The 26,416-nt window shown below is 35.4% G+C and carries 24 protein-coding genes and 1 tRNA gene; 23 read left to right on the forward strand and 2 right to left on the reverse strand.

All coding sequences use genetic code 11. The features are described 5' to 3' along the window. Window positions 1-121: 121 nt before the first annotated feature. Window positions 122-1,195, reverse strand: coding sequence for a type I restriction endonuclease (locus IHE43_RS20130; RefSeq protein ID WP_192185569.1), 1,074 nt, complete (start codon window positions 1,193-1,195; stop codon window positions 122-124). A 308-nt stretch (window positions 1,196-1,503) separates the two neighbouring features. Further along, window positions 1,504-1,701 (reverse strand): hypothetical protein, encoded by a 198-nt coding sequence (locus IHE43_RS20135; RefSeq protein ID WP_192185570.1) that lies wholly within the window; start codon window positions 1,699-1,701, stop codon window positions 1,504-1,506. Between the two features lie 35 nt (window positions 1,702-1,736). On the opposite strand from IHE43_RS20135, the gene IHE43_RS20140 reads away from it, so the two are divergent. From IHE43_RS20140 to IHE43_RS20250, 23 genes are all read left to right on the forward strand, one after another. Continuing rightward, complete coding sequence (locus IHE43_RS20140) at window positions 1,737-2,945, forward strand: anhydro-N-acetylmuramic acid kinase (protein WP_192185571.1); 1,209 nt, start codon at window positions 1,737-1,739, stop codon at window positions 2,943-2,945. A 588-nt stretch (window positions 2,946-3,533) separates the two neighbouring features. Then, window positions 3,534-5,105, forward strand: a complete 1,572-nt coding sequence (locus IHE43_RS20145) for a glycoside hydrolase family 10 protein (RefSeq protein ID WP_192185572.1) — start codon at window positions 3,534-3,536, stop codon at window positions 5,103-5,105. After that, complete coding sequence (locus IHE43_RS20150; protein WP_192185573.1) at window positions 5,092-6,411, forward strand: MFS transporter; 1,320 nt, start codon at window positions 5,092-5,094, stop codon at window positions 6,409-6,411. The genes IHE43_RS20145 and IHE43_RS20150 overlap by 14 nt, the downstream gene beginning before the upstream one ends. A gap of 22 nt (window positions 6,412-6,433) precedes the next feature. Beyond that, window positions 6,434-6,775: a hypothetical protein gene (locus IHE43_RS20155; RefSeq protein ID WP_192185574.1), complete on the forward strand. Its 342-nt coding sequence runs from the start codon at window positions 6,434-6,436 to the stop codon at window positions 6,773-6,775. 19 nt (window positions 6,776-6,794) lie between these two features. Further along, window positions 6,795-7,244, forward strand: coding sequence for a GNAT family N-acetyltransferase (locus IHE43_RS20160; protein WP_192185575.1), 450 nt, complete (start codon window positions 6,795-6,797; stop codon window positions 7,242-7,244). A 2-nt stretch (window positions 7,245-7,246) separates the two neighbouring features. Then, window positions 7,247-8,860: a glycoside hydrolase family 3 protein gene (locus tag IHE43_RS20165; protein WP_192185576.1), complete on the forward strand. Its 1,614-nt coding sequence runs from the start codon at window positions 7,247-7,249 to the stop codon at window positions 8,858-8,860. Between the two features lie 136 nt (window positions 8,861-8,996). Next, a complete protein-coding gene (locus tag IHE43_RS20170; protein WP_192185577.1) occupies window positions 8,997-9,635 on the forward strand; it encodes a peroxiredoxin in 639 nt (212 codons plus the stop codon). 262 nt (window positions 9,636-9,897) lie between these two features. Next, window positions 9,898-10,206: a co-chaperone YbbN gene (locus tag IHE43_RS20175; RefSeq protein WP_031453681.1), complete on the forward strand. Its 309-nt coding sequence runs from the start codon at window positions 9,898-9,900 to the stop codon at window positions 10,204-10,206. A 125-nt stretch (window positions 10,207-10,331) separates the two neighbouring features. After that, complete coding sequence (locus IHE43_RS20180) at window positions 10,332-10,589, forward strand: hypothetical protein (RefSeq protein ID WP_017495510.1); 258 nt, start codon at window positions 10,332-10,334, stop codon at window positions 10,587-10,589. Window positions 10,590-11,146: 557 nt separating this feature from the next. Beyond that, the gene (tpx, locus tag IHE43_RS20185; protein ID WP_192185578.1) at window positions 11,147-11,644 is read left to right on the forward strand and encodes a thiol peroxidase; all 498 of its coding nucleotides are present in this window, start codon (window positions 11,147-11,149) and stop codon (window positions 11,642-11,644) included. Window positions 11,645-11,654: 10 nt separating this feature from the next. After that, window positions 11,655-12,029 carry a diacylglycerol kinase gene (locus IHE43_RS20190; RefSeq protein WP_192185579.1) on the forward strand — a complete coding sequence of 125 codons (375 nt, stop codon included), beginning with the start codon at window positions 11,655-11,657 and terminating at the stop codon, window positions 12,027-12,029. Window positions 12,030-12,047: 18 nt separating this feature from the next. After that, window positions 12,048-14,501, forward strand: a complete 2,454-nt coding sequence (locus tag IHE43_RS20195; RefSeq protein ID WP_192185580.1) for a DNA translocase FtsK — start codon at window positions 12,048-12,050, stop codon at window positions 14,499-14,501. A gap of 7 nt (window positions 14,502-14,508) precedes the next feature. After that, complete coding sequence (locus IHE43_RS20200; RefSeq protein WP_225585219.1) at window positions 14,509-15,201, forward strand: outer membrane lipoprotein carrier protein LolA; 693 nt, start codon at window positions 14,509-14,511, stop codon at window positions 15,199-15,201. A gap of 7 nt (window positions 15,202-15,208) precedes the next feature. Then, window positions 15,209-16,660, forward strand: coding sequence for an LptF/LptG family permease (locus IHE43_RS20205; RefSeq protein WP_192185581.1), 1,452 nt, complete (start codon window positions 15,209-15,211; stop codon window positions 16,658-16,660). A 5-nt stretch (window positions 16,661-16,665) separates the two neighbouring features. Next, a complete protein-coding gene (gene ribB / locus IHE43_RS20210) occupies window positions 16,666-17,799 on the forward strand; it encodes a 3,4-dihydroxy-2-butanone-4-phosphate synthase (RefSeq protein ID WP_192185582.1) in 1,134 nt (377 codons plus the stop codon). A 1-nt stretch (window position 17,800) separates the two neighbouring features. After that, a complete protein-coding gene (locus tag IHE43_RS20215; protein ID WP_192185583.1) occupies window positions 17,801-18,190 on the forward strand; it encodes an acyl-CoA thioesterase in 390 nt (129 codons plus the stop codon). Between the two features lie 160 nt (window positions 18,191-18,350). After that, window positions 18,351-18,435: transfer RNA gene (locus IHE43_RS20220), tRNA-Ser, on the forward strand. A gap of 352 nt (window positions 18,436-18,787) precedes the next feature. Continuing rightward, a complete protein-coding gene (locus IHE43_RS24090) occupies window positions 18,788-19,030 on the forward strand; it encodes a GyrI-like domain-containing protein (RefSeq protein ID WP_370526751.1) in 243 nt (80 codons plus the stop codon). Window positions 19,031-19,242: 212 nt separating this feature from the next. Then, on the forward strand, window positions 19,243-19,884 hold the full coding sequence (locus IHE43_RS20230; RefSeq protein ID WP_225585221.1) for a TetR/AcrR family transcriptional regulator: 642 nt from the start codon (window positions 19,243-19,245) through the stop codon (window positions 19,882-19,884). A 56-nt stretch (window positions 19,885-19,940) separates the two neighbouring features. Beyond that, a complete protein-coding gene (locus IHE43_RS20235) occupies window positions 19,941-21,275 on the forward strand; it encodes a TolC family protein (protein WP_192185584.1) in 1,335 nt (444 codons plus the stop codon). A 17-nt stretch (window positions 21,276-21,292) separates the two neighbouring features. Beyond that, the gene (locus tag IHE43_RS20240) at window positions 21,293-22,336 is read left to right on the forward strand and encodes an efflux RND transporter periplasmic adaptor subunit (protein ID WP_192185585.1); all 1,044 of its coding nucleotides are present in this window, start codon (window positions 21,293-21,295) and stop codon (window positions 22,334-22,336) included. Window positions 22,337-22,344: 8 nt separating this feature from the next. Then, entirely contained in the window at window positions 22,345-25,395 is a 3,051-nt protein-coding gene (locus IHE43_RS20245; RefSeq protein WP_192185586.1) for an efflux RND transporter permease subunit, read from the forward strand. A 104-nt stretch (window positions 25,396-25,499) separates the two neighbouring features. Then, window positions 25,500-26,333, forward strand: a complete 834-nt coding sequence (locus IHE43_RS20250; RefSeq protein WP_192185587.1) for an alpha/beta fold hydrolase — start codon at window positions 25,500-25,502, stop codon at window positions 26,331-26,333. Window positions 26,334-26,416 lie beyond the last annotated feature (83 nt).

The raw sequence follows: 26,416 nt of genomic DNA on the forward strand, positions 1-26,416 counted from the left end.
CTCGCTTGTGAACACACGGAATGTTTAGTGATAAAGATTGTGCGCACGAGCGAGACGCTCGCGCCAGCAGACTTCGAAGAGCAGGATAATTGAAAAGACTTCGAAAATATCAAGTAATTACTTATTCATAGTTTTTTATAGTAGAAAGTAATTCTTTTTTGAATTTATAAATTTCATCAAGACTTTGCAAAGATTGCTTTTCACCATTATCTTTTCCATTATGAAATAACTCTACATATTTGTTAGCAGAATTAAAATGTAATCTACATAATGGTTTTCTGTTATTATCGTCTAATAGAATTCCAAAGTAAGATTGTGTGTCTCTAAAAAATATTCTATTAGCAGGAATTGATTCTCTTAAAATTGCTTTGATAATTTGTGAACCTTCTATTTCTTCTTCGGTTGTAATAAATCTTGGAGTTTCAATTTCTTCATCTACAGAAGATAATTTTTGATTTTCTTTTGATGGAATAGTTTCACCAATATTTAATGCGTTTTTAAGCCTGAAATTTATTGATTCATTTATAGAGTTAGAAAAAGCTTTCTTTGTGTATTCTTTAAAAGCGACTAATCTTGATGCAGTTAATGGTTTATTGAAGAATTTGCTTACCAGAAGTTTCACAATTTCATCAGACGGATTTTGTAATTCTTTTTCAAATTCATTTCTTATTGCTTTTATGTATTTTAACGCTTCTGCCGAGTCTAAAATATTTTCTAAATTATAACTGCTTTTGGTAAAATTTTCAAGAATTTTTAAGCTGGAATCAGAAATATTTGCTAAGTCTAATGTAAAAAATGGCTTTTCATCCATTATGTTTGGTTTTTCTAAATCAGCATAAAAATTATAAGTATGACCATTAGTTAAAACTCCGAAACGAGATTTTGAAACATGATAATATCTATGAAGTTGTGAATTATGTGCATCAACATTTTCTTTCCAATGTTTACATTCAATAATTAAAATGGGTTCACCATCTTTCTTAATTACATAATCTATTTTCTCGCCCTTTTTTGTACCAATGTCACATATAAATTCTGGAATTACTTCTGTAGGATTAAAAATATCAAATCCCAAAATTTGAATAAATGGCATTACAAATGCATTTTTAGTAGCTTCTTCGGTGTTAATTTGATCTTTTAGTGAATCAACTCTTTGGTGTAGTTGTTCAAGTTTTAGTCTTAAATCTGCTTCCATATTTTAATATATTGGTGTTTCTATTGCTTTCTAAATGTACTGATTTTATTTGGGTTTATTCAATTCTCTACACAGTAGTAAAAATGATTGTCCAGCTGGCGCGAGCGTCTCGCTCGTGAACGTAATTTTCAAATATAGACTATTGATTTACAAATTTTTTACGGAAAACCTTATTTGTAGAGTTTTTAAATCTTATTTCTCAAAAATATCAATTAACAATTCTAAACAACCAAGTACTTATACCTGATTTTGTCAACAAAAAAAGCTCAACCAAAACAGTTGAGTTTTTCCACATACAATCAATAAAATTACTTCTCCTCCTTCAACAACTTCTCTAATTTCTCTTTTGTTTCCGGAATTGCTTTTAGTTTTAAGGTCTTTTTGAAAGTTTCAATCGCTTTTGCTTTATCATCTTTTTCAAGATATAAATCGACAAGAGAATCATAACAATTCGTAAAAATTTCTTTTTCACTATATTTATATGCAAATAAATCTGATTTTAGCATTAGCAAATAAAACACTTCCTTAAAACCTCATTTTAATGAATAAAAATATAAGCGCTCTTTATGAAATCGCTCAAAAAGATACCCGAAAAATAATAGGTTTAATGTCCGGAACTTCCCTTGACGGGCTTGACATTGCGCTTTGTGCTATTTCTGGCGCGGGCGAAAATAACGCTGTAAAAATTCTGGAGTTCGAAACCATCAATTATACCGAAGACATTAAAACCGAAATCCGTAAAGTGTTTGCCCAGAAAACGATCGATTTTCAGCATTTGGCTTTATTAAACGAATGGATCGGTCTTTTGCACGCCGGCATGGTCAACGATTGTCTCGAGAAATGGAATATTCCCGCGCACGAAGTCGACTTAATTGCCTCGCACGGCCAAACAGTTTTGCACGCACCGAAGTTTTTGCATCAGCAGGAAAAATTCCCCAATGCGACTTTGCAAATTGGCGACGGCGATCATATTGCTGTAAAAACCGGAATTATAACATTATCCGATTTCAGGCAAAAACATGTGGCTGGCGGTGGCGAAGGTGCGCCTTTGGCGGTTTATGGCGATTATTTATTGTTCAGCAAAAAAGGTGAAAACCGCATTATGCTCAACATGGGCGGCATCGCGAATTTCACTTATTTACCCGCATCCCAAAACGCCGGAGAAGTTTTTGTAACCGATACCGGAACCGCAAATACGTTAATGGACATTTTCACGAAACACTTTTTCCCTGAAAAAAGCTACGATAAAGATGCCGAAATTGCCCAAACCGGAACCGTAAATCAAACCCTTTTAACGGAATTAAAAAGCGATGCTTTCTTCCAGAAAAGCTTCCCAAAAACCATCGGTCAGGAATTATTCAATAAAGCTTTTGTCGATTCGGCTTTGGTAAAAACCAAATTCGAAAACATTTCGGCACCAGATTTGCTTGCCACTTTAACAAGACTAAGCGCGGAAACGATTGCAGAAGCGATTCTGTTTGTCGTAAAAAACACCGGAACGCCAATCGAGGATTTTACGGTTTATATGTCTGGCGGAGGCGCAAGCAATCCGTTATTGGTAAAAGGATTAAAGGAATTATTGTCGTGTCCGTTTCAAAAAAGTGACGATCTCGGCATTTCAGGCGATGCGAAAGAAGCGGTTTTATTTGCCGTTTTAGCCAACGAAACCGTTGCAGGCGGTGATTATAACTTTGGTACAAAAAAAGGAATTCCCTCCGTCACAATGGGAAAAATTTCTTTACCTGATTAAAAAAAGGGTTTGCCACGAAATGATAAAAAAGTTTGCCACGAATTACACGAATTTCCACGAATTATTTTTCCAAGTATTGAGTATAATGTAATTCGTGAAATTAGTGGCGAAAAAAATAAAATTTTAAACACATAGAAATATAGATTTTAAAGCTTGTAAAAGGTGTTTTTAAAAAATCTAGATTTTCACACATAGTCCCGAAGCATCGGGATTTATTTAAACAAGTGAAACGCCTTTAACCGTAAAGAAAAACTATGTTTCTATGTGTTAAAAATAAAGCAACAAATTTACGTCCGTTATTATTAAAAAAATTAGTGAAAATTAGTGCAATTCGTGGCAAAAAAATTAAGCCCCAGCATTTGCAGCATTGATCTTTTTAATCCTCTAATCTGTGGCAAAAAAAATCTCACGCAGATTTAGCAGATTTGGCAGATTTTTTTATCAAAAAGTGGAAATAAAAAATTAGTGGAAATTCGTGAAATTCGTGGCAACAAAAAACATAACAATACCGTTAAAATTATAATCTATTAATTATTTACGATAATCAGCTAAAAAAACTATTTTTGGTTTCTGTTAAAAAAGATTGCAATGCATAAAAATCAGCCACTACTATTCTCTATCATATTCTTACTTTTCTTAGGATGGACATCCAACTCGCAGGAAAAACTAATGCATCCTAAAAACGAATTTAGAGGTGTATGGATCGCCACCGTCGTAAATATCGACTGGCCCAAAACAGCGACTGACGGTGTTGCCAAAGAAAAAGCAGATTATATTGAAACTTTAGAAGCGTATAAAAAACTAAATTATAATGCGGTAATTGTTCAGGTTCGAAGTGTAGGCGATGCTTTTTATCCTTCAGAACTGGCACCCTGGTCGCGTTTTTTAACGGGTAAAGAAGGTCAGGCTCCAAACCCGTATTACGATGCATTGGCCTGGATGATCGAAGAAGCGCATAAAAGAGGTTTTGAATTTCACGCCTGGCTGAATCCGTACCGTGCGACTTTCGATTTAAACAAACAACAATTGAGTCCGACTCACGACGTATTCAAACATCCGGAATGGATGATCGAATACGCCGGAAAAATATATTACGATCCTGCGTTGCCTGAAGTTCAGGCACATTTGACGAAAGTCGTAAAAGAAGTCGTTGACAAGTACGATATCGACGCCATTCACTTTGATGATTATTTCTATCCTTATACCGTTCCCGGAAAAACATTTAACGACAACGCATCATACCGAAAATACGGATCAGGTTTAAGCCTTGCTGATTGGCGTCGCGCGAATGTGAGCAACTTTGTACACACGATTTCTTCGACTATAAAAGCAAGCAAACCGTGGGTGCAATTTGGAATCAGTCCGTTTGGGGTTTGGAGAAATAAATCACAGGATCCAAAAGGTTCTGAAACACAATCCACATCCAATTACGACGATTTATACGCAGATCCTGTTTTATGGATGGATCAAAAATGGATCGATTATATTATGCCTCAATTGTATTGGAGTATGTATAATCCAAGAGCTTCTTATTCTAAATTGGTAAAATGGTGGTCTGAAAATTCTAATAATACTGCCCTTTATATTGGTCATGCCTCCTACAAAATCAGAGGTGATGCTGATAAAAGCTGGAACTTTGTGAGTGAAATTCCAACCCAGATCGATTATGCAAGAAGCTTCAAAAAAGTGGGCGGAAGTGCCTATTTCAGTGCCAAATGGTTTACAGATAAAAACTTTGATATTGTACGCCTTTTAGAAGAAAATCAATATAAATATCCGGCGCTTCCGGCTCCTGTTCCGAATTTAAAACATGTTATTATTGACACTCCGGTTGTTAATGAATTTGGGAAAGACAGCACGAAATATATGTTCAATATTAAAGATCCGCTGAACACCAAAGTGCGTTATATGGTTGTTTACGGTGCTGAACATATTTCGAAAATCAACATTAATGACGCCACTCAAATCGTTGATAAAGTGACAGTACGCGAAAACACTGGGGATATTTTAATTTCTGTTCCAGCCGCAAAAATGAATCAGTATAAAGCTTGCGCTGTAACATTTATTGATTATTTTGCAAACGAAAGTACGCCTACTATTATTGACTTAAAAACGACATTTAAAAACGTTTACCCTAACCAACCAAATGAAAACAGATAATAAACCCTGGTATTGGATTCCGCTTCTAAATTTTGCGTCAGGACTGCCTTACGCCGTCATCATTTCCGTTTCGGTGATCATGTACAAAAATCTCGGAATCTCTAATGAAGACATTGGAGTTTACACCAGTTTATTATATCTGCCCTGGGTTATCAAACCACTTTGGAGCCCGTTTATTGAGTTGAACGGAACCAAAAGAAAATGGTTTTTATCGATGCAATTGCTTATTTCGATTGCGTTTCTGTTAGTCGGTTTCACAATTCCGACAAGCGGTTTTTTCATCATGACTTTAGCTATCTTTTGGGTTGCGGCCTTTGCTTCGGCTTCTAATGATATTGCCAGTGATGGTTTTTATTTGTTGGTTTTACCAAAAGAACAACAATCTTTTTTCCTCGGAATCAGAAGTACTTTTTACCGACTTTCGCTTTTAGCCGGAAACGGATTAATTGTTTTGTTTGCCGGATATTTAGAACACAAATATGGTGACAATACCAAAGCCTGGTCGTACACGATGATTGCTGTTGGTTTATTAATGACTTTTATTACCGTTTATAATTTCTTTTTTACTCCAAAAAATGAAATACTTTCAGTAAAAAACAATAAAGAGCACCACCAAAATTTCGCTACTATCTTTATAAGTTTCTTTAAGAAAAAACAAATCGGTTTGGTATTGGCTTTTATTCTGGTTTTCAGATTAGGAGAATCGCAATTGCTTAAAATGCTGAGCCCTTTTTTATTAGACAAAAAAGAAATAGGCGGAATGGGATTAGACACTGAAGCTGTTGGAATTATCTACGGAACTTTAGGTATTTTCGCTTTAACAATTGGAGGAATTTTAGGAGGTATTGCGATCTCTAAACAAGGACTTACCAAATGGATGTTTCCAATGTTTTTGGCAATGCATTTACCAATTATTGGTTTTATTGGATTAGCTCATTTTCAGCCGCAAGAAATTTTCCACCTGCATTTAAACTTTTATTTTTTCGAAATAAATTCTCCACTTAATCTCTATACCTGCATAACGGTTATATTGGAACAGTTTGGATACGGTTTTGGATTTACTGGCTTTATGATGTTTTTAATACATGTTGCCGAAGGAGAATCAAAAACAGCACATTACGCATTGGCAACCGGATTTATGGCTTTAGGAATGATGTTACCGGGAATGTTAAGCGGTTACATACAACAATTTTTAGGCTATCAGAACTTTTTTATCTGGGTTTTTCTAGCGACAATTCCGGGATTGATTCTGTCCCGTTTTTTAATTTTCCCGAAAGATTTTGGGAAAAAATCTGAAGAAGTTTAACCCCAAATCAAACATCTTAAATATGGAATTCAACGAAAATCTGCAAGCCGAACGCAACCTAAAAGGAGCTGAGTTCGAGAAAACAGGAGATTTTGAAAAAGCAATTGAAGTATATGAAGAAAATGTCGCGGAAAGCTTTAAAGGAAATCATCCTTATGATCGATTAGCTACGATCTACAAAAACCAAAATGATATTGACAACGAAATTCGGGTTCTCGAAAAAGCAATTATTGTTTTTGAAGAAATCACACTCGAAGACCGACTGGAAGGTTTGCCGAAACTTTTCCGTTTTAAAAACCGATTAGAAAAAGCATTACACACTAAAACATTGCTTGCCAAACAAAAGAAAAGCAAGTTGAAATAAGCATAAACTTTTACGCATCATGATTACGCTAAAAAGAACAAACTCTGATGATACTGATTTTAAAAATCTGATTGTTTTATTAGACCAGGATTTAGCGATCAGAGACGGAGAAGATCACGCTTTTTACAATCAGTTTAATAAAACCGATAAAATAAAACACGTTATCGTTTTTTATGAAAATGATACCGCAGTTGGTTGTGGCGCTTTTAGAGAAAAAGAATCAGATGTAGTAGAAATCAAACGCATGTTCGTTCATTCGGATTTTCGAAAAAAAGGAATTGCATCTGCCGTTCTTGCAGCATTGGAAATTTGGGCAAAAGAAACAGGTTATGCTTACACGATTCTCGAAACCGGAAAAAACCAGCCGGAAGCGATTAATTTATACCAAAAACAAGATTACACTATCATTCAAAATTATCCGCCTTACGAAACAATGGATAATAGTGTTTGCATGAAAAAGATTTTATAATAATGAAAATGACAGCTGAAGCATTAAGACAAAAAGTGGGACAATTCTTTTTTCCCGCTGTTTTCATCAACGATACCGAAGAAAATATTCAGGAAACCGAACGTTTAATCAAAGAACACAACATTGGCGGACTGACTTTTTTTCACAGCCGTGCGAGCGCGGCAACCAATTATGAAAGCAAGAAAAAAGTTGTCTTTAATGATGACAGTTATCAAAAAATCAAAGCCTTAATTGTTCGTTATCAAAAAGCCGCTTCGACGCCACTTTTAATCAGTATTGATGCCGAATGGGGTCTAGCCATGCGCATCGAAAAAACACCGCAATATCCTTATGCGATTACCCTTGGCGCTTTACCGGAAAGCAAATCAGATTTGGTTTACGAGGTTGGAAAACAAATTGGTTTAGACTTAAAAGCAGCCGGAATTCATTATAATTTATCGCCTTTGGCAGATATTAACAATAACCCAAATAATCCCGTTATTGGCTATCGTTCTTTTGGTGAAAACAAAGAAAAGGTTGCCAATTTTGCTGTAGAATATTTAAACGGAATGTCGGAAGTTGGTGTTTTAGGCTGTCTGAAACACTTTCCCGGACACGGAAATACCAATGTCGATTCGCATTTAGGATTGCCGGTTTTAAAAGAAACTTTAGAAGAATTATTAGAAAACGAATTATATCCGTTCATCAAGGGAATCGAAAACAATGTTGACTCCATTATGATCGGACATTTGGCGGTTCCAAGTTTAAATGACGGAAAAGACACTTCGGCCACTTTATCAAAAGCAGTTATTCAAACGCTTTTACGGGAAAAATTAGGTTATGATGGTTTAGTAATTTCTGATGCTTTAAACATGCACAGCGTTTCCAAACTATACGAAACAAAAGGCGATTTAGAATGGGAAGCATTCAACGCCGGAAACGATATTTTATGTTTTGCTGAAAATGTTCCCGAAGGAATTGAGGCCATTCTTAAAAATGCTTCTCCGGAAAGAATCGAAGAAAGCTTCAACAGAATCATGAAAGCCAAAGAAAAAGTTGGAATCCTATCTGAAAACCAATTTACTTCAGGCGAATTAAACTTCAAAAAAGCATCCGAATTAAACTTTGAAATCGCTCAGGATTCCATCACAAAAATCATTGGTAATTCAATTTCAGCATTGGCTTTTGAAGCACAGAAAAACAATCAGTTAGCCAAATTGAGTTTATACAAAAATGTCGAAAATACTTTCTTTCAAACTATAAATTCAAAACTAAAGTCGCCAGAATTTGCTTTTGAGAACTTAGAAGTTTCTGCTATTTCCAAAATCAAAAAAGAGCTTGAAAATTTCGAGATCATTCTTATTTCCTTATTTGTTCCAAAGGCAAAACCAATGAACAATTTCGAAATTAATGACGAAGTTTTAGAATTGCTTTCTGACTTGCTTCAAACCAAAAAATGTATTGTTTATGTTTTCGGAAATCCGTACGTTTTACCTATTATTCCGAATCTTTCAAAGGCTTCAGGATTAATTCAGGTGTATCAGGATTTTGAAGAATTTCAAAAAAATGCAGGAATTCAGTTTCTTGAAAATAAAGTTTGCAAAGGGAATCTACCCGTAAATATTGACCTTCAATAACTTACAAAATACCTACCCTGAATCATAACTAAATACTATCACTTAATAAATATTTATAATTACATCTTATTGTAAGTAACTCTACTTATACCCTACTTTTGCACCACAAATAAATTTTAACTTTAAAACGAAAAATATGTCTTTAGTAGGAAAAAAATTCCCAAGTATTGCAGTAGACGCTATCTCAGAAATGGGTGATAACTTGAAAATCAACATTTTTGAAGAAGCAGTAAACAACAACAAAAAAGTATTATTGTTTTGGTACCCAAAAGATTTCACTTTTGTTTGCCCAACTGAATTACACGCCTTTCAAGCTGCATTACCAGAATTTGAAAAAAGAAATACTATCGTAATCGGAGCTTCATGCGACACAAACGAAGTACACTTTGCGTGGTTAAACACTCCAAAAAATAATGGTGGAATCGAAGGTGTAACTTACCCAATTTTAGCGGATACAAACCGTAACCTTGCTAACATTTTAGGTATTTTAGACATCGAATCTACAGAATATAGCGAAGAAACTGATTCAGTTATCATCGAAGGTTCAAACGTAACTTACAGAGCAACTTACTTAATTGACGAAACTGGAAAAATCTTCCACGAAAGTGTTAACGATATGCCATTAGGACGTAACGTAAACGAATACTTACGTATGGTTGACGCTTACACTCACATTCAAACTAAAGGTGAAGTTTGTCCTGCAAACTGGGAAGCTGGAAAAGAAGCAATGTCTGCAGACAGATTGAGTACAGCTGAGTACCTTAGTGCTAACTAAGAAAAAATAAAATTCCAATATTTTAAAATTCCAAATTCCAATTTTGGGATTTGGAATTTCTAAATTGGAAATTTCATTTCAAAAAATCAATACAATTTCAATATTATTTCTATAATCTCAATCCTAAGTTTTTGGGATTTGGAGTTTTAAAACATTGGAATTTCATTACAAATCAATAACATTTCAATAGCTGTTTTTCTAAGTTCCATCGTAAGATTTTGGAATTTGGAATTTAAAATATTGGAATTTAAAAACAAAAGGTATGTTAATCGACTTAAACGAAGATACGTTAGCAGATTTAGTTGCTAAAAACGAAAAAGTAGTAGTACAATATTCAGCTTCATGGTGTGGAAATTGCCGTATTATGAAACCAAAATTCAAAAAATTAGCAACAGAAAATGAAGCTATCACTTTTGTTTTGGTTGATGCTGAAAATGCTCCGGAATCAAGAAAATTAGCCAACGTAAGCAACCTGCCTACTTTCGCCACTTTCGTAAACGGACAATTGGTTGGAGAAACACAAACCAACAAACAAGAAGTTTTAATCGACCTGGTAAACGCAATTGCTTAAATTAGACTGTTAGACTTACTTAGATTTTTAGACTATTTAGATTCCCTGAATCTTTGTTTCAAAATCTAGTGAAGTCCAAAAATCTAAACAAGTCTAAGTAGTCTAAAAATCTAAGAAGTCTAAATATGAAATTACCCGTAATAAAGCAACTTACCCAATTTATCGAAGAAAACGATCAGGATTATATCATTGAAACGATTGAAGTTCTGGAAGCGATGACTGAAATTCCGTCTCTAAAAGATGAAGAATTAGATGTAATTGGCGAATTGATTTCAAACATGTATGGCGCGCTTGAAGTACACAAAATGGTGGTTCAGGGCACAGATAAAAAAGAAGCTTTGAATGCGTTCATGAAACGTGTTTTAGGTTCTATCGATAAATAAAATCGTCGCCTTTTCTTGAGAAAAATAAAAACATGACTAAAAAGCGTTTCTGGATAAGAGACGCTTTTTTTGTTTACCGCTTTCAGTCTCAGTTTTCAGTCTCAGTTTTCACGTAATCTTTGTCAGGCTGAACGAAGTCGAAGCCCACGCAAACTAAATCTAAAATCTACCCTCTAAAATCTAAAATAATTTGTACGAACGGAAGAAAGAGAATAGAGGCAAGAATAAAGAATATAGAAAAAGTAAAATCAAAGTATATTATCCCGGGGAACTGGGATCACACTAGAAACTCCGCACAAGAACTCCACAATCATTATTGAACTTCTTTGTCGAGCCGCTTGTGTGATCCTTCGACTCCGCTCAGGATGACAAAAAGGAGAATAAATCCAGCGCAAACCCGTTCAAATCCGTGTCATCTGTGTGCCATTCCATACTAAACCACAACATTTTTTCGTTAGTCTTAAAACTCGCCTAATTGTGCTTACAACCCACAACAAATACTTTTAGATTCAAATATTAATCCTTACTTTTGAACCTCATTAATTTAAACAAAAAACATGGCTTCAATAACTTTAGGAGGAAATCCTATTCATACTTCAGGAGAATTACCAACAGTTGGATCACAACTAGCTGATTTCAAATTAGTACAAAACGATTTATCAGTAGCTTCATTAAGCAACTTCGCTGGTAAAAAATTAGTTTTAAATATTTTCCCAAGTATCGATACAGGAACTTGTGCAACTTCTGTTAGAAAATTCAACGAAAGTGCAAGCAACTTAGAAAACACAACTGTGCTTTGTATTTCAAGAGATTTGCCATTCGCTCAAAAACGTTTTTGTGGTGCAGAAGGTTTAGAAAATGTGATTAATCTATCAGATTTCCAGGCTGGAGAATTTGGTAAAACAAACGGTTTAGAAATCGTTGACGGACCCTTAGCAGGTTTACATTCAAGAGCAATTATTGTTGTTGATGCTAACGGAAAAATCACACACACAGAACAAGTTGCTGAAATTGCAAACGAACCAAATTACGAAGCAGCTTTAGCAGCACTATAATACCCATTAAATGGAATTTCAAAAAGATAATACTTTTGTTACAGGTCGGTTAAAAAGCATGACATATGCTTTTAACGGAGCCGTAAAACTTATAAAAACAGAACACAGCATTATGGTTCAATTCTCATTGGGAATTGTAATGACCATTGCCGGGTTTTACTTTCACATTTCACAAACCGAATGGCTTTGTCAAACACTGGCAATCGGTTTAGTTTTAAGCGTTGAAGGATTGAATACAGCAGTTGAAAAAATTGCAGATTTTATTCATCCTGATTACAGCAAACGAATCGGTTTTATCAAAGATATTGCAGCTGGAGCGGTATTTTTTGCCGCACTGACAGCAATCGCGATAGGTTTGATTATTTATGTCCCAAAATTTATATAGGCAATACTAAACGCAAGAATGGCAAAAACAACCAAAAAAGAAACTGTAGATAAAAAAAACGAACCAAAAGCCGGGAACAAAAGATCCTGGACGATAACCAAACAACAAAAATTTGTTTTGGGCTGTCTTTTGGTACTCTTTTCTATTGCATTATTAGTTGCATTTATTTCATTTTATGTTAACGGGCAATGGCAAACAGATCAGAGTGCGGTAAGCCATCTTGGTGACCGTTCTGAAGAAGTGCAAAACTGGCTTGGAAAATTCGGAGCTTATCTTGCCGATCTGATTGTATACAGAGGTTTTGGTCTTGCTTCTTTTATATTAGTACGCTTATTTTTCTTAACCGGATTATTTCTGGCGCTGGAAATGTCTACCAAAAGACTAAAAAGTATTTGGTTCTGGGACTTATTTGCCATTATTATTGTTTCTATCCTATTTGGATTTTTCGCCACTTCAGCTCCTGAATTAGGCGGAACTATTGGATATGAACTGAATTTATTCTCACAGGATTATATCGGAAAAACAGGAACTTTATTAGCTCTGCTTTTTGGATTAATTGTCTATTTAATTTTCAAAATAAAATTATCTCCGGAAAAAATTCAATCCTATTTTGATTCTACTAAAAATGAATTGAAATCAGAATTGAATGCTCTAAAAACGCCGCAACAACCTGAAAGTGCTTACAATTTAGAAGAATTTGCTATTGAAGCAGAAGATCCTGAATTAGACAATATTCATTTAAAAACAGAAGACACTCAATTCGAAATTAACAAAGAAGCTTTAAAACCAACGATTTCAAATTCATCAGAAATTGATTTAAATCCGGTTTTAAAACCGGTTCAAATGAATATTAATCCGGTTACTGTAACAGCTCCGGTTCATACCGAAGAATTTGTTATTGAAAAAGCGGAAGAGGAAGATATTATCGAAGAAAATCTGGCCTCTCGCCTGGTTGCTGATTTTGGATTATTCGATCCAACTTTAGATTTATCGAATTATAAATTCCCAACCATCGATTTATTAAAAGAATATTCGACTGGCGGAATTACGATTAATCAGGAAGAATTAGAAGAAAACAAAAACAAAATTGTAGATACACTTCGTAATTACAAAATTGAAATCGCACAGATCAAAGCAACCGTTGGTCCATCGGTAACTTTATACGAAATTGTACCGGAAGCCGGAATCAGAATTTCTAAAATTAAGAGTTTAGAAGATGATATTGCTTTGTCTTTATCTGCTTTAGGAATTCGTATTATTGCGCCAATTCCAGGAAAAGGAACAATTGGTATCGAGGTTCCGAACAAGAACCCAACTATGGTTTCGATGAAAAGTGTTATTGGATCAGCTAAATTTCAGGAAGCTGAAATGGAGTTACCAATTGCTTTGGGTAAAACAATTTCGAACGAAACTTTTGTTGTCGATTTAGCAAAAATGCCCCACTTATTAATGGCGGGTGCTACCGGACAAGGAAAATCTGTTGGATTAAATGCAGTTTTAACTTCTCTTTTGTACAAAAAACATCCAGCGGAAGTAAAATTCGTTTTGGTCGACCCGAAAAAAGTGGAGCTTACACTTTTTAATAAAATAGAAAGACATTATTTAGCCAAACTTCCTGACGCAGGAGATGCGATTATTACAGACAATGCCAAAGTAGTTAATACATTAAACTCACTTTGTGTTGAAATGGACAATCGTTATTCTTTATTAAAGGATGCGATGGTTCGTAATATTAAGGAATATAATGATAAATTTAAAGCCAGAAAATTAAATCCTGAAGCAGGACACCGATTTTTACCATACATTATATTGGTTGTCGATGAGTTTGCCGATTTAATTATGACAGCCGGTAAAGAAGTCGAAATTCCGATTGCGCGTTTAGCTCAGTTGGCACGTGCTATTGGTATTCACTTAATTATCGCTACACAAAGACCATCTGTAAACGTTATTACAGGTTTGATTAAAGCGAATTTCCCTGCGAGAATTGCTTTTAGGGTAACGTCAAAAATTGACTCTCGAACAATTTTAGACACACAAGGAGCCGATCAATTAATTGGTCGGGGAGATTTATTGTACACAAACGGAAATGATGTCGTTCGTGTTCAGTGTGCTTTTATTGACACTCCCGAGGTTGAAAAAATTACGGATTTTATTGGTTCACAAAAAGCGTATGCCACGGCTTATTTGCTTCCAGAGTTTGTTGGAGAAGAAACTGGCATCAATCTTGATATGGATATTTCGGAAAGAGATACTTTATTTAGAGAAGCTGCGGAGATTATTGTCAATGCACAACAAGGTTCCGCTTCATTATTGCAAAGAAAACTAAAATTGGGTTACAACAGAGCCGGTCGTTTGATCGATCAGCTGGAAGCAGCTGGAATTGTTGGTCCCTTTGAAGGCAGTAAAGCAAGAAGCGTGAATATTTCGGATTTAAGTGCTCTTGATCAATTTTTTAACAATGAACAAAATTAATCCTATCATGAAAACGAAAATTCAGGAAATCAAAAACAATTCTATCACTAACATGACTAAAAAGTGTTTTCAAATGGCAATTTTATTGCTTTTGAGCTTTACTTCTATTCAGGCACAGGATAAAAAAGCCAAAGATTTATTGAACCAGGTTACAGCAAAAATTAAAAGCTACGATAATATTTCTATTGATTTTAAATACTCTTTGAACAACGCTAAAGAAAACATCAATCAGGACAGTAAAGGAAATGTTATCATGAAAGGCAATCAATATGTATTGAATTTTATGGGTGTCACTAAAATATTTGATGGTCAAAAAACCTACACAATCAACCCTGAAGATGAAGAAGTTACCATTTCTAAAGTAAACGAAAAGGATGATAATGCAATCACGCCTTCAAAAATGCTTACTTTTTTCAATTCTGGTTACAAATACAATATGGACATTGTTCAAAATGTTAAAGGAAGAAAAATTCAATACATAAAATTAGCACCAACAAACACTAAAGATCAAAGAAAAGAGATTCTTTTAGGTATTGACGTGCAGACAAAACACATCTATAATTTAATCGAAACTGGAAAAAATGGAACAAAAACCACTTTAACCGTTAATTCTTTTAAAACCAATCAGCCTTTATCAAAAAATCAATTTACCTTTGTAGCGAGCAAATATCCAAAATACTACATCAACAAATTAGATTAATTACGGGTTGAAAATTTTAGACAAATACTTACTAAAAACATTTCTGATTACGTTTACTACGGTATTCGTAATCCTTTTTTTTATATTCATACTTCAAACCGTATGGCTCTTTATCTCAGAACTTGCAGGTAAAGACCTTGATTTGATATTGGTTGTAAAATTCCTTCTTTTCTCAATGCCGAGAATTATTCCGTTAGTTTTACCACTATCGGTTTTATTGGCATCTATTATGACTTTCGGAAATCTGGCTGAGAATTATGAATTCGCAGCTATGAAATCTTCCGGAATATCATTGCAAAGAGCGATGCGGGTTTTAATCGTTTTCATCTTTGTTTTGAGTATTGTGGCGTTTTGGTTCGCCAATAATGTAATTCCGTATGCCGAATATAAGTTTGTTAATTTCCGAAAAAACATCGCTCAGGCAAAACCTGCCATGGCTATTGCCGAAGGTCAGTTTAACGACGTTGGAACTTACAATATTAAAGTAAATAAGAAATCGGGAGAAAACGGCAATATCCTAACCGGAGTTACTATTCACGAAAAAGCGAATAACGTTGGAGAAAACAAAACCGTTATCAAAGCTAAAAACGGGAAGTTAATCAGTAATGAAAAATCCAGTATTTTAAAACTTGTTTTAAATGATGGATATTATTATCAGGATGTTACTCCAAAAAAATACGAAGACCGCGCTAAAATGCCGTTTGTCAAAGCCGCTTTTAAAAAGCAAATCATCAATATCGATTTATCTGAATTAAATAAAGTTGACGATAATCAGGAAATTAGCAGTACTAACGGAATGCTGAATGTAAACGAATTGCGTTATACATTAGACTCTTTAAATAAAAACCTGGACAATGAAATACTATCATTTTCAGAAAATATAAATCAACGCGTTGGAATAAAAAAACAACCTCCTGTTGTTATAAAAAATGAGAAAAAGAAAAAATCGTTGCCTAACGATCTTTTATCACTTTACACGAATAAGCAAAAACTGGATATTCTAAAAATGGCCAGTAGCAACGTTACCAGCAATACCTATTCTATAGATGCTACTCAAAAGGAACTAAAAGACAAACAAAGAGATATCAACAAACATCTCAGCGCTTTATACGAGAAGTTTGTAATTGCTTTTGCCTGCTTTTTAATGTTTTTTATTGGTGCCCCCTTAGGCGCAATCATCCGTAAAGGCGGACTAGGCTTACCTATTGTTTTTGCGGTATTAATCTTTATTACTTTTCATTTCATCAATACTTTTGGAAAACGACTTTCTCAGGAGGGTGGAATGACACCGTTTATGGGATCATGGATGTCTTCATTTATATTACTTCCATTAGCTGTTTTATTAACCTATCGCGCTACAAACGACAACGGATTAATAAACTTTGATGCGATCACAACTCCGATTTTACAACTATTTCAAAAAATTTCTGAGCGGTTTATTCCTGCTCAAAAGCAATAATAATTATGTCAACAACAAAAATACAACTGAACACCATTGAAGAAGCTATAGAAGATATTCGTCAAGGTAAAGTAATCATTGTAGTAGATGATGAAGATCGTGAAAACGAAGGTGATTTTTTGGCTGCAGCTGAGAAAGTAACTCCGGAAATGATCAACTTTATGGCTACTCACGGACGCGGTTTAATTTGTACACCACTTACTGAAAGCCGCTGTAAGGAACTTGATTTACGTGCAATGGTAAGCAACAATACAGATCATATGGAAACCGCTTTTACCGTTTCTGTAGATTTAAAAGGACATGGTGTTACGACCGGAATTTCAGCAGCAGACCGATCTAAAACAGTACAAGCTTTAGTTGACGGCAATACAAAACCTCATGATTTAGCACGCCCTGGACACATTTTTCCATTGATTGCAAAACAAGGTGGCGTTTTAAGAAGAACGGGGCACACAGAAGCCGCTATTGACTTCGCAAGGTTAGCTGGATTTAAATCTGCCGGCGTAATCTGCGAGATTTTAAATGAAGATGGAACAATGTCCCGTTTACCTGAATTGGTAAAAGTGGCAAAGAAATTCAATTTAAAATTGGTTTCAATTGAGGATCTTGTTGCCTACAGAATGCAGCACGATAGCCTTATCGTTAAAAAAGAAGATTTTGATATCGAAACCCGTTTCGGAACTTTCAGACTTAGAGCTTACGAGCAAACTACCAATAAACAAATTCATATTGCTTTAACTAAAGGAACATGGAATCTTGGAGAACCAATCTTAACCAGAATCCACTCTTCTCAGGTAAATAATGATTTATTAGGAACTTTAACCAACAATGCTGAACAACAATTAGACGGTATGTTTAAAGTTATTAATGAAAACGGAAAAGGTGCTGTCGTTTTTATCAATCAGGATATGCAGGCAGTAAACCTGTTAAGCCGTATTTCTGAGCTTAAATCATTACAGGCAGGAGGTACGATGAAAGCTCCAAAAGTAATTATTGACAGTAAAGACTACGGAATTGGTGCCCAAATCCTTCATGATATCGATATTTCTAAAATTAGATTGGTATCTAACACTGAACAAACAAAACGTGTGGGAATGATTGGCTACGGACTTGAAATTACTGATTACGTAAACTACTAATATGGGTACATTAGAAGAACGCATCGTAAAATCAGAAACTCATATATTTAAGGCAGTTTTTCCAAGTACAACAAATCATTATGATACTTTATTTGGAGGAACCGCACTTCATTTGATGGATGAAGTTGCTTTTATTTGCGCGACAAGATTCAGCAGAAAGAAAGTGGTAACGATTTCAACCGGACAAATTGATTTTAAAAAAGCAATTCCGGCGGGAACTTTAATCGAATTAGTAGCCAAAGTGATTAGTGTAGGAAGAACAAGCTGCAAAATTCACGTCGATATTTTCATGGAACAAATGTATTCAGAGCTTCGTGAAACGGTAGTTTCAGGAACTTTTTCGTTTGTTGCAGTCGATGAAAACAAAAAACCAGTCCCTATTTTGGACTAATCACGTTATTTAACGTAAAATTGTTTTTAAAATAAATACTGATTATGAATGACTTAAAAATTAATTTAAAATAATCAGTAAAAAAGCTTTAAAAAAGTTTTGATAACCGAAAAAGCGTCTTATATTTGCACTCGCAATCAGCAAATGATCGCAACATACTGGAGAAATGGCAGAGCGGTCGAATGCGGCAGTCTTGAAAACTGTTGACTGTAACAGGTCCGGGGGTTCGAATCCCTCTTTCTCCGCGAAGGCCCGAAAACAAAGGAAAAACAAGATTTTAAAAGTTTTCAAAAAGCCTAAAAAAAGCGGTAAACCCTGCAAATCCAACGATTTGCAGGGTTTTTTCTTTTATACCGCTTTTCAATATTTATAAAAACACTCAAAAACTTTGTGGCGCATTCGTGGCACATTTGAAAATTTCGAAAATGTGCCACAAAATTTCATATTAAGCCCCTATATCAAAGGGGTTAAGAACGTTTACATCTTATTTAAATGAGGTTATAATTCTACATTTACTAATCTAATAAGTTGAATTATGCTAGAGAACGGCTTTGATATTCTTTTTGAAAGCATCCCGTAAGAGTAATATTAGAAAGAATAGTCGGAGAAGGATTAATTAGCAACACAACAATAAGTGGCGGATTATATGCTGTTTTCTATAAAGAAGCACCAATATCTAAATACTTCAAAACATGGAATTACATTTACGAAGTATGGTTTGAAGAAAATGGTTACCAGCCAGATAATAGAAATTTCTTTCTAAATCATTTAAATGCCCCTAAATCACATCCCGAAAATCTTCATATTATTGACATTTATATACCAATTAAATTACTGTAAGAATTGTGAAATGTATTAGGTAAAATAAAAACTAATCAAATTCAAATTTAATGAAATAACCATTTATTGTATCATCCTCTATGACAGGTAATGGTTTGCGATTTAATTTTAGAATGTAGAGTACTTCCAAAGTTAACAGCCCTTTTATGTAAAATTGCAAAATATTTATTGAAATATTTTAAAATTTTGAACGTTGTTCAAAATTTAATCGTATGTTTGCAAAATATATTTCAGATATGAGTACGGCAGAAAGAAAAGCACGCGAAAAAGAAGCACTAAAATTACTGATTCTAAAAGGAGCTAAAAAACTCTTTTTAGAAAGAGGGATAGAACAGACTACTATTCGAAATATCGCAGATGAAATTGATTACAGCGTTGGAACTGTTTATGTCTATTTTAAGGACAAAAATGCTATCCTGCACGATCTGCATTCGATTGGATTTCAAGAACTGGGTGGAAACTTCAGAGAGCTATTATTAGTTGAGGATGCTATGGAGCGTTTACGAAAAATGGGAATCATATATATGAAGTTCGCTATTGAAAACCAGGAAATGTATGACCTGATGTTTAATGTCAAGGCGCCTATGGAATTTATCGAAGCTTCTGAAAAAGCAGAATGGAATGAAGGTGCTACCACATTTGGAGCCTTAAAGACTACTGTAGAAGATTGTATGAATGCAGGGCATTTCAAGGGGCACAATTTAGAACCGTTGGCATTTTTGATCTGGAGCCTGATGCACGGTATGTGCAGTCTTGAAATACGCCAGAGAACAAAAGGTGTTATGTTTACCAATCCTGATACCATCCTTTTAGACGGCTATAGCGAATATTTAAAAATAATAGAGAAGCTTTAATATTTTTTTGACCAAAAAAATGAACAATGTTCAACTAATAAACAATGTACAAACTAATGAAAAATGCAATAACACTAGCAATGATCTGTTTTGGAATCTTAGGATATTCCCAAAGCAAACTTGACAATTACATCCATATTGGATTAGAAAGCAATGAAGTAATCAAACAGCACAATTTTGATATCAACAAAAGTATCTACGCGCTGAAAGAAGCCCGTTCCCTATTCTACCCTACTGTTTCTTTAAATGCAAATTATACAAAAGCAGATGGCGGAAGAACAATAGACATTCCTATTGGCGATATGTTGAATCCAGTATACAGTACCTTAAATCAGATTACAAATTCGAATGCTTTTCCTGCTCTGCAAAACCAATCCGTTTTGATAAACCCGGACAATTTCTATGATGCTAGAATTCACACAACCATGCCACTGTTGAATTTCGAAATCATCTACAACAAAAGAATCAAGAGCCAGCAGAGTTCGCTGCAAAAAATAGAGCTGGAAATATACAAAAGAGAGCTGGTCAAGGAAATAAAAACAGCCTATTACAAATATCTCCAGTCAATGGAGGGAGTTACTATCTATCAGGATGCTTTAAAATTAGTCAGGGAAAACCAGAGGGTAAACCAGTCTTTATTTAAAAATGATAAAATAAATCGTACAGCAGTTCTTAGAAGTGATAACGAGGTGATTCGTATTGAAGCAAACCTGGAAACCGCAAAGCACACGAGTAACAATGCCAAATCTTATTTTAATTTCCTGATCAATCAAAAATTGGACAGCGCCATTGAGGTGGATTTAGACAAAGAAAGCCTGCCTAATGTACTGGTTCAGGAAAATACCTCAAACAGGGAGGAACTTTCAAAACTTACTCTCGCCAAAGATTTAAACGGTAATGTAGGCAAGCTAACACAATCCTACTGGTATCCAAAGCTGAGTGGTTTTGCCGATTTTGGTTTTCAGGACTTTGATTTCGAAGTCAACAAACAATCCCGATATTACTTTGCAGGTGCTGCTTTAGAATGGACTATTTTCTCAGGCAACAAAAACAAATACAAGCTCAAGCAGGTTGAAGAAGACAGTAAGAGAATAAGTTCTCAGACAGACAATGTAAAACAGCAGTTACTCCTTCAGTTTCAGGTAACCCAAAACAACCTAAAATCAGCATTGGAACAATTCAACGCAGATAAAAGTCAAAAAGAGTCGGCCAAAAAATACAATGAGGATATAACCAAATTATATAAAGAAGGCCAGGCCATTTATATAGAACTTCTCGATGCACAAAACCAGTGGGTAAATGCCCAGCTCAATACTAATATATCTCTTTATAATTCGTGGATTGCTTTTGCAGAATTAGAAAGAGCCAATGCAACTTTTACTTTTAATTAAATCAAAAAACAATAATTATGAAAAAATCTATAGCAATATGCCTTTTTGCCTTTCCTGTTTTTTATGCCTGCAAAGAAGAAAAAAAAGAGCACAGCACATTTGAAACTGCGGAAGTGGTATCCATTAAAACAGCAACAGTTGAATCATTAGCACTTACCAATAATATAAGCGCTTCAGGTCTGGTAACAACAGAAAACACTGCCAATTATGCCTTTAAAATTGGAGGTGTCGTAAATCACATTTATGTGGAAGAAGGACAGTTTTTCAAAAAAGGACAGCTGTTAGCAACATTGGATGAAACCGAAATTAGTGCGGGTTTAAACCAGACAGATTTAAACGTAAAAAAATACGAACGCGATTACACGCGTGCCAACAATTTATATAAAGACAGCGTGTACACCTTAGAACAGCTTCAAAATACAAAAACGGGCCTGGATATTGCCAAAAAGCAGAAAGATGCAGTTGCTTTTAATGCCCGTTATGCAAAAATATATGCAGCTGCCGATGGTTTTGTATCTCAAAAAATAGCCAATGTAGGCGAAGTCGTGGGACCAGGCTCTCCTATTCTGGCTATTAATGAAACCTCCCACAACAATAACTACTTATTAAAAATTGGACTTACCGATACAGAATGGGCAGCTGTAAAAATTGGACAGAAAGCAGTTGTTACCCTTGATGGGTATCCCGACAAACAATTTGATGCTTCAGTTTTTCGAAAGTCACAATCAGCAGATGCGGCACTGGGCTCTTTTCAGGTGGAGCTGAAACTGGATATGAAAAGCAGTAAACCGGCAGTGGGTATGTTTGGTAAAGCCGAAATTCATACTGATAATGCACAGGATGTAATCACAATCCCATATGATGCGCTCATCGAAGCTGATGGTAACAAAGCCTTTGTATTTCTATTGAAAAACAATAAAGTAAAAAGACAGCCAGTAACCATCTATAAGTTTGAAAACAAAACGGTTTATATAAAAGATGGACTGCAAAAAACAGATCAGATAGTGATCTCAAACAGTGCCTATCTGAACGAACAATCAACGATCAAAATAATTAAATAACTACCAGTATGAAAATTACAAACTTTGCCGTTAAAAATTATCAGTTCACACTGATTATATTTCTTCTGGTTGCCGTAGTAGGTTATATAACCCTGTTTTCAATGCCGCGCTCCGAGGATCCTTCAACCCATGCGCCCCAATATCTGATTACGGTAATTTATCCGGGCACCAGCCCGAAAGATATGGAGGAGCAGGTCGTAAAGCCTATTGAGAGCAAGATTTACGCCCTTGAAAATATTGACAAAATTTTGACCACCGTAGAAGACGGAGTTGCTGCATTTCAGGTAAAATTTAAATACGGTGTTGATGTTGACAATAAATATCAGGAAATCTCTACAGAAATAAATGCGCTGAAAAGCAGTGAACTTCCCAAAGATATTTATCTGATCAAGACCGAGAAAATTGCCTCATCGGACGTAAAAATCCTGCAAGTGGCATTGGTCTCTGAAAATGTTTCGGACAAGAAACTGCGTGATGAAGCCGATAAGCTAAAAACAAAATTAGAAAAGATTACCAACCTTAAGGATGTGGAATATGACGGAATCCCTGAACAGGAAATCCGGGTTGATTTGCAGCTGGATAAATTGGCGCAGCTAAAGATTCCTTTAAATGCGGTTATGGGGAGCCTGCAGAGTGAAGCTGCCGATATTCCCGGTGGAAGCATTGATCTTGATACCAAGGTATTCAATGTAAAAACAAGTGGTAAGTTTAAAAATGAACAGGACGTTGCCAATACGGTTATTTACAATGCGAACGGAAAAATAATTTACATGAGAGATGTGGCTGAAGTAAGCTACAAGTCAGAAACCGTAGATCATATTACGCGTATCAACGGGCACCGCTGTGTTTTGGTTACCGCCGGAATGAAAGACAATATCAACATTGCAGATGTTGAAGCCCAGTACCTGCCTATTGTAGAGGAATTTTCCAAAGAACTTCCCCCAAATATTAAACTGGTTAAAAACTTTGACCAGGCTCAAATGGTTTCAGAACGCTTGGGACATTTGGGTTTTGACTTCGGTCTTGCTATTTTCCTTGTGATCATCACATTGCTTCCATTAGGCTCAAGAGCTTCTATCATTGTTATGATCTCCATACCGCTGTCCTTAGCGTTAGGGCTAATTGTTATGAATGCACTGGGTTACTCCCTGAATCAGCTGAGTATCGTTGGTCTGGTGGTTGCTTTGGGACTTTTGGTAGACGACAGTATTGTTGTGGTAGAAAATATTGAGCGCTGGCTGCGCGAGGGACATTCTAAAATGGATGCCGTACTAAAAGGCACTAAACAGATTGGTATTGCTGTGGTGGGCTGTACCGCTACCCTAGTCATCGCATTTTTACCTTTGGCTTTCCTTCCCGATGTTGCGGGTGAATTTATCCGAAGCCTTCCAATGGCAGTCATTACAAGTGTCTTGGCCTCTATGGTTGTAGCATTAACGTTAGTTCCGTTTTTGGGAAGCAGATTTTTAAAAACACACGAACATGGCGAAGGAAATATCTTTCTGCAATATTTACAAAAATTCCTTACCAGATCGTATAGAGATATAATGCCAAAAGCATTGAAATATCCAAAAACAACTATTGCAATATCAGTAGCTTTAAGTTTTACAGCATTTGGATTGTTTACCCTTACAGGGTTTAAATTATTTCCTACCTCTGAAAAGCCAATGTTCCTGATCAATATAAAGACACCGCTTCAATCCAGTATCTCAGAGAGCAACAGGGTAACCAAAATGGTAGAGGCGGAATTGAAAAACCATAAAGAAATTGCCTTTTTCACTGCAAATGTCGGCAAGGGAAATCCGCAGATTTATTATAATGTACATCCGCAGGACAGAAAACCAGACTTCGGGCAGGTCTTTGTTCAGCTGTCTGACGAGGCAAAACCTTCGGAAAAAACCGCATTAATTGAAACTTTGAGAGAAAAATTCAAAACAATGCCTTACGCTAAAATAGAAATAAAAGACTTTGAACAAGGTCCACCGCTTGAAGCCAATATTGTGGTACGATTGTTTGGAGAAGACCAGGATGTGCTTCGCAAACTGTCTTTTCAGGTAGAAAATATTCTGCGCGGACAAAAGGGAACGATTTACGTTAATAATGAATTGAACACCTATAAGACTGACGTAAAAGTAAAGATCAATAAAGAGAAAGCCAGAACACTGGGCGTGCTGACCAGCGATATCGATAAGGTGATCCGTCTTGCCGTAGCAGGTTTGAACGTTGGGGATTATATTGACGATCGCGGCGATGCCAGAAATGTGACCCTGACCCTGCCACGTGATAAATTTTCTAATCTGGATGCCTTAAAAAATCTGTATGTAAATAATATACAGGGAACACCTATTGCTCTGAACCAGGTTGCAGCACTTTCTTTTGAAACCTCTCCAACAGCGATCAATCATTTTAATAAATCACGATTCTCAAAAGTAACTGCAGTATCACAGGAAGGTTATTATGCTAATGATTTACTTACAGAAATTGTTCCGAAACTGGACCAGTTAAAAATGCCAAAGGGATACTATTATAAATTGGCAGGAGAAAAAGAATCAGAAGGCGATTCACTTGGAGGTAATTTCCTTTCAGTAATCATACTAAGTACTTTCTTGTTTATAGCTGTTCTGTTATTACAATTTAAAACCTTTAAAGGAATCATCATTGTACTGTCTATTATTCCTTTGGGAATTTTAGGAGGGGTGGTATTTTTACTGATCGATGGCAGCCCGATGTCACTTGTGGCCATTATCGGATTTATCGGTCTCTCCGGAATACAGGTGAAGAACTCACTGCTGCTCGTTGATTTTACCAACCAGCTGCGCCAGGAAGGGTATTCCATTGATGAAGCGATTGCCATTGCAGGGGAAACGCGTTTTCTTCCCGTTGTACTGACATCCATTACAGCCATATGCGGATTGATTCCACTTGCCCTGAACTCCAACCCGCTTATCGCGCCTTTGGCAATTGTACTGATCGGAGGACTTGTAAGCTCTACCATCCTTTCGAGAATCGTGACCCCGGTAATGTATAAACTGATTCCGCCAACAATTGAAGAGGTATAGGCGTTTAAATCAATAATAGCTTTCTACGAAAAAGTGATAAAATAAAATTTTTTGAAAATTAAAAAAATTAAAATTATTATAATAATTCACTAAAAACTACAATTATGAACTTCAAAAATGTAAAAACACAATCCATAAATATTGGAGGAACAGATTTCTATTATCGCAAACTTGGTGAAGATAAACCAGGCTTACCCATAATTTTTCTAAATCACTTAACCGCTACAATGGATGATTGTGACCCAAAAATTATGGAAGGCTTGGCCTCCGAACATCCAATCATTTGCTTTGATAATCGAGGCATAGGTTCTACAGGAGGAGTAACTCCAAAAAACGTTGCAGAAATGGCTACAGATGCGATAGCTTTTATAAAAGCACTCGGTTATCAAAAAGTTGACCTTTTCGGGTTTTCACTGGGTGGTTTCATCACACAGGAAATTTTACTTCGTGAGCCACAACTTGTACACAAAGTAATTCTTGCTGGTACCGGACCCGCTAGTGGTGCTGGTATTAGCAAAATGACACCCGTAGTTATCAAAGATGTAATCAAAGGTAATTTTACCTTCAGAAATCCGAAATTCTATTTGTTCTTCAACAAGAATGCTAATGGACACAAAGCTGCAAAAAGCTATCTTAAAAGGCTAAAAGAAAGAAAAGAAAATAGAGGCGAGAAATTAAAAATGAAACACTTGACACATCAGCTCGATGCAATAAAGGCTTGGGGATTGCAAGCACCGCAAGACTTATCAGTAATTATACAGCCTGTCTTAATTGTAAACGGTGAAAACGATAAAATGGTTCCTGCTAGTAATTCATACGAATTAAAAAATCGTATAAAAAATTCAGAAATAATTATTTACAAGGATGCAGGTCACGGTTCAATATTCCAAAACCACGAAGATTTTGTAAAAAAAGCATTAGAATTTTTAGCTAAATAAAAATGGAAAATAAAAGGCTTCAATTACTTAAAACTTTTATTGGTAAACCATTTTTCAGTATGACCGTCTCCTTTCGCTAAATG

This window comes from Flavobacterium sp. MDT1-60 (genome assembly GCF_014844035.1).
Classification (GTDB): Bacteria; Bacteroidota; Bacteroidia; order Flavobacteriales; family Flavobacteriaceae; genus Flavobacterium.

Coding starts and splice junctions, on each gene's coding strand:
- IHE43_RS20130 (WP_192185569.1), bottom strand. CDS start 1,195: ATGGAAGCAGATTTAAGACTAAAACTTGAACAACTACACCAAAGAGTT.
- IHE43_RS20135 (WP_192185570.1), bottom strand. CDS start 1,701: ATGCTAAAATCAGATTTATTTGCATATAAATATAGTGAAAAAGAAATT.
- IHE43_RS20140 (WP_192185571.1), top strand. CDS start 1,737: ATGAATAAAAATATAAGCGCTCTTTATGAAATCGCTCAAAAAGATACC.
- IHE43_RS20145 (WP_192185572.1), top strand. CDS start 3,534: ATGCATAAAAATCAGCCACTACTATTCTCTATCATATTCTTACTTTTC.
- IHE43_RS20150 (WP_192185573.1), top strand. CDS start 5,092: ATGAAAACAGATAATAAACCCTGGTATTGGATTCCGCTTCTAAATTTT.
- IHE43_RS20155 (WP_192185574.1), top strand. CDS start 6,434: ATGGAATTCAACGAAAATCTGCAAGCCGAACGCAACCTAAAAGGAGCT.
- IHE43_RS20160 (WP_192185575.1), top strand. CDS start 6,795: ATGATTACGCTAAAAAGAACAAACTCTGATGATACTGATTTTAAAAAT.
- IHE43_RS20165 (WP_192185576.1), top strand. CDS start 7,247: ATGAAAATGACAGCTGAAGCATTAAGACAAAAAGTGGGACAATTCTTT.
- IHE43_RS20170 (WP_192185577.1), top strand. CDS start 8,997: ATGTCTTTAGTAGGAAAAAAATTCCCAAGTATTGCAGTAGACGCTATC.
- IHE43_RS20175 (WP_031453681.1), top strand. CDS start 9,898: ATGTTAATCGACTTAAACGAAGATACGTTAGCAGATTTAGTTGCTAAA.
- IHE43_RS20180 (WP_017495510.1), top strand. CDS start 10,332: ATGAAATTACCCGTAATAAAGCAACTTACCCAATTTATCGAAGAAAAC.
- tpx (WP_192185578.1), top strand. CDS start 11,147: ATGGCTTCAATAACTTTAGGAGGAAATCCTATTCATACTTCAGGAGAA.
- IHE43_RS20190 (WP_192185579.1), top strand. CDS start 11,655: ATGGAATTTCAAAAAGATAATACTTTTGTTACAGGTCGGTTAAAAAGC.
- IHE43_RS20195 (WP_192185580.1), top strand. CDS start 12,048: ATGGCAAAAACAACCAAAAAAGAAACTGTAGATAAAAAAAACGAACCA.
- IHE43_RS20200 (WP_225585219.1), top strand. CDS start 14,509: ATGAAAACGAAAATTCAGGAAATCAAAAACAATTCTATCACTAACATG.
- ribB (WP_192185582.1), top strand. CDS start 16,666: ATGTCAACAACAAAAATACAACTGAACACCATTGAAGAAGCTATAGAA.
- IHE43_RS20215 (WP_192185583.1), top strand. CDS start 17,801: ATGGGTACATTAGAAGAACGCATCGTAAAATCAGAAACTCATATATTT.
- IHE43_RS20230 (WP_225585221.1), top strand. CDS start 19,243: ATGTTTGCAAAATATATTTCAGATATGAGTACGGCAGAAAGAAAAGCA.
- IHE43_RS20235 (WP_192185584.1), top strand. CDS start 19,941: ATGAAAAATGCAATAACACTAGCAATGATCTGTTTTGGAATCTTAGGA.
- IHE43_RS20240 (WP_192185585.1), top strand. CDS start 21,293: ATGAAAAAATCTATAGCAATATGCCTTTTTGCCTTTCCTGTTTTTTAT.
- IHE43_RS20245 (WP_192185586.1), top strand. CDS start 22,345: ATGAAAATTACAAACTTTGCCGTTAAAAATTATCAGTTCACACTGATT.
- IHE43_RS20250 (WP_192185587.1), top strand. CDS start 25,500: ATGAACTTCAAAAATGTAAAAACACAATCCATAAATATTGGAGGAACA.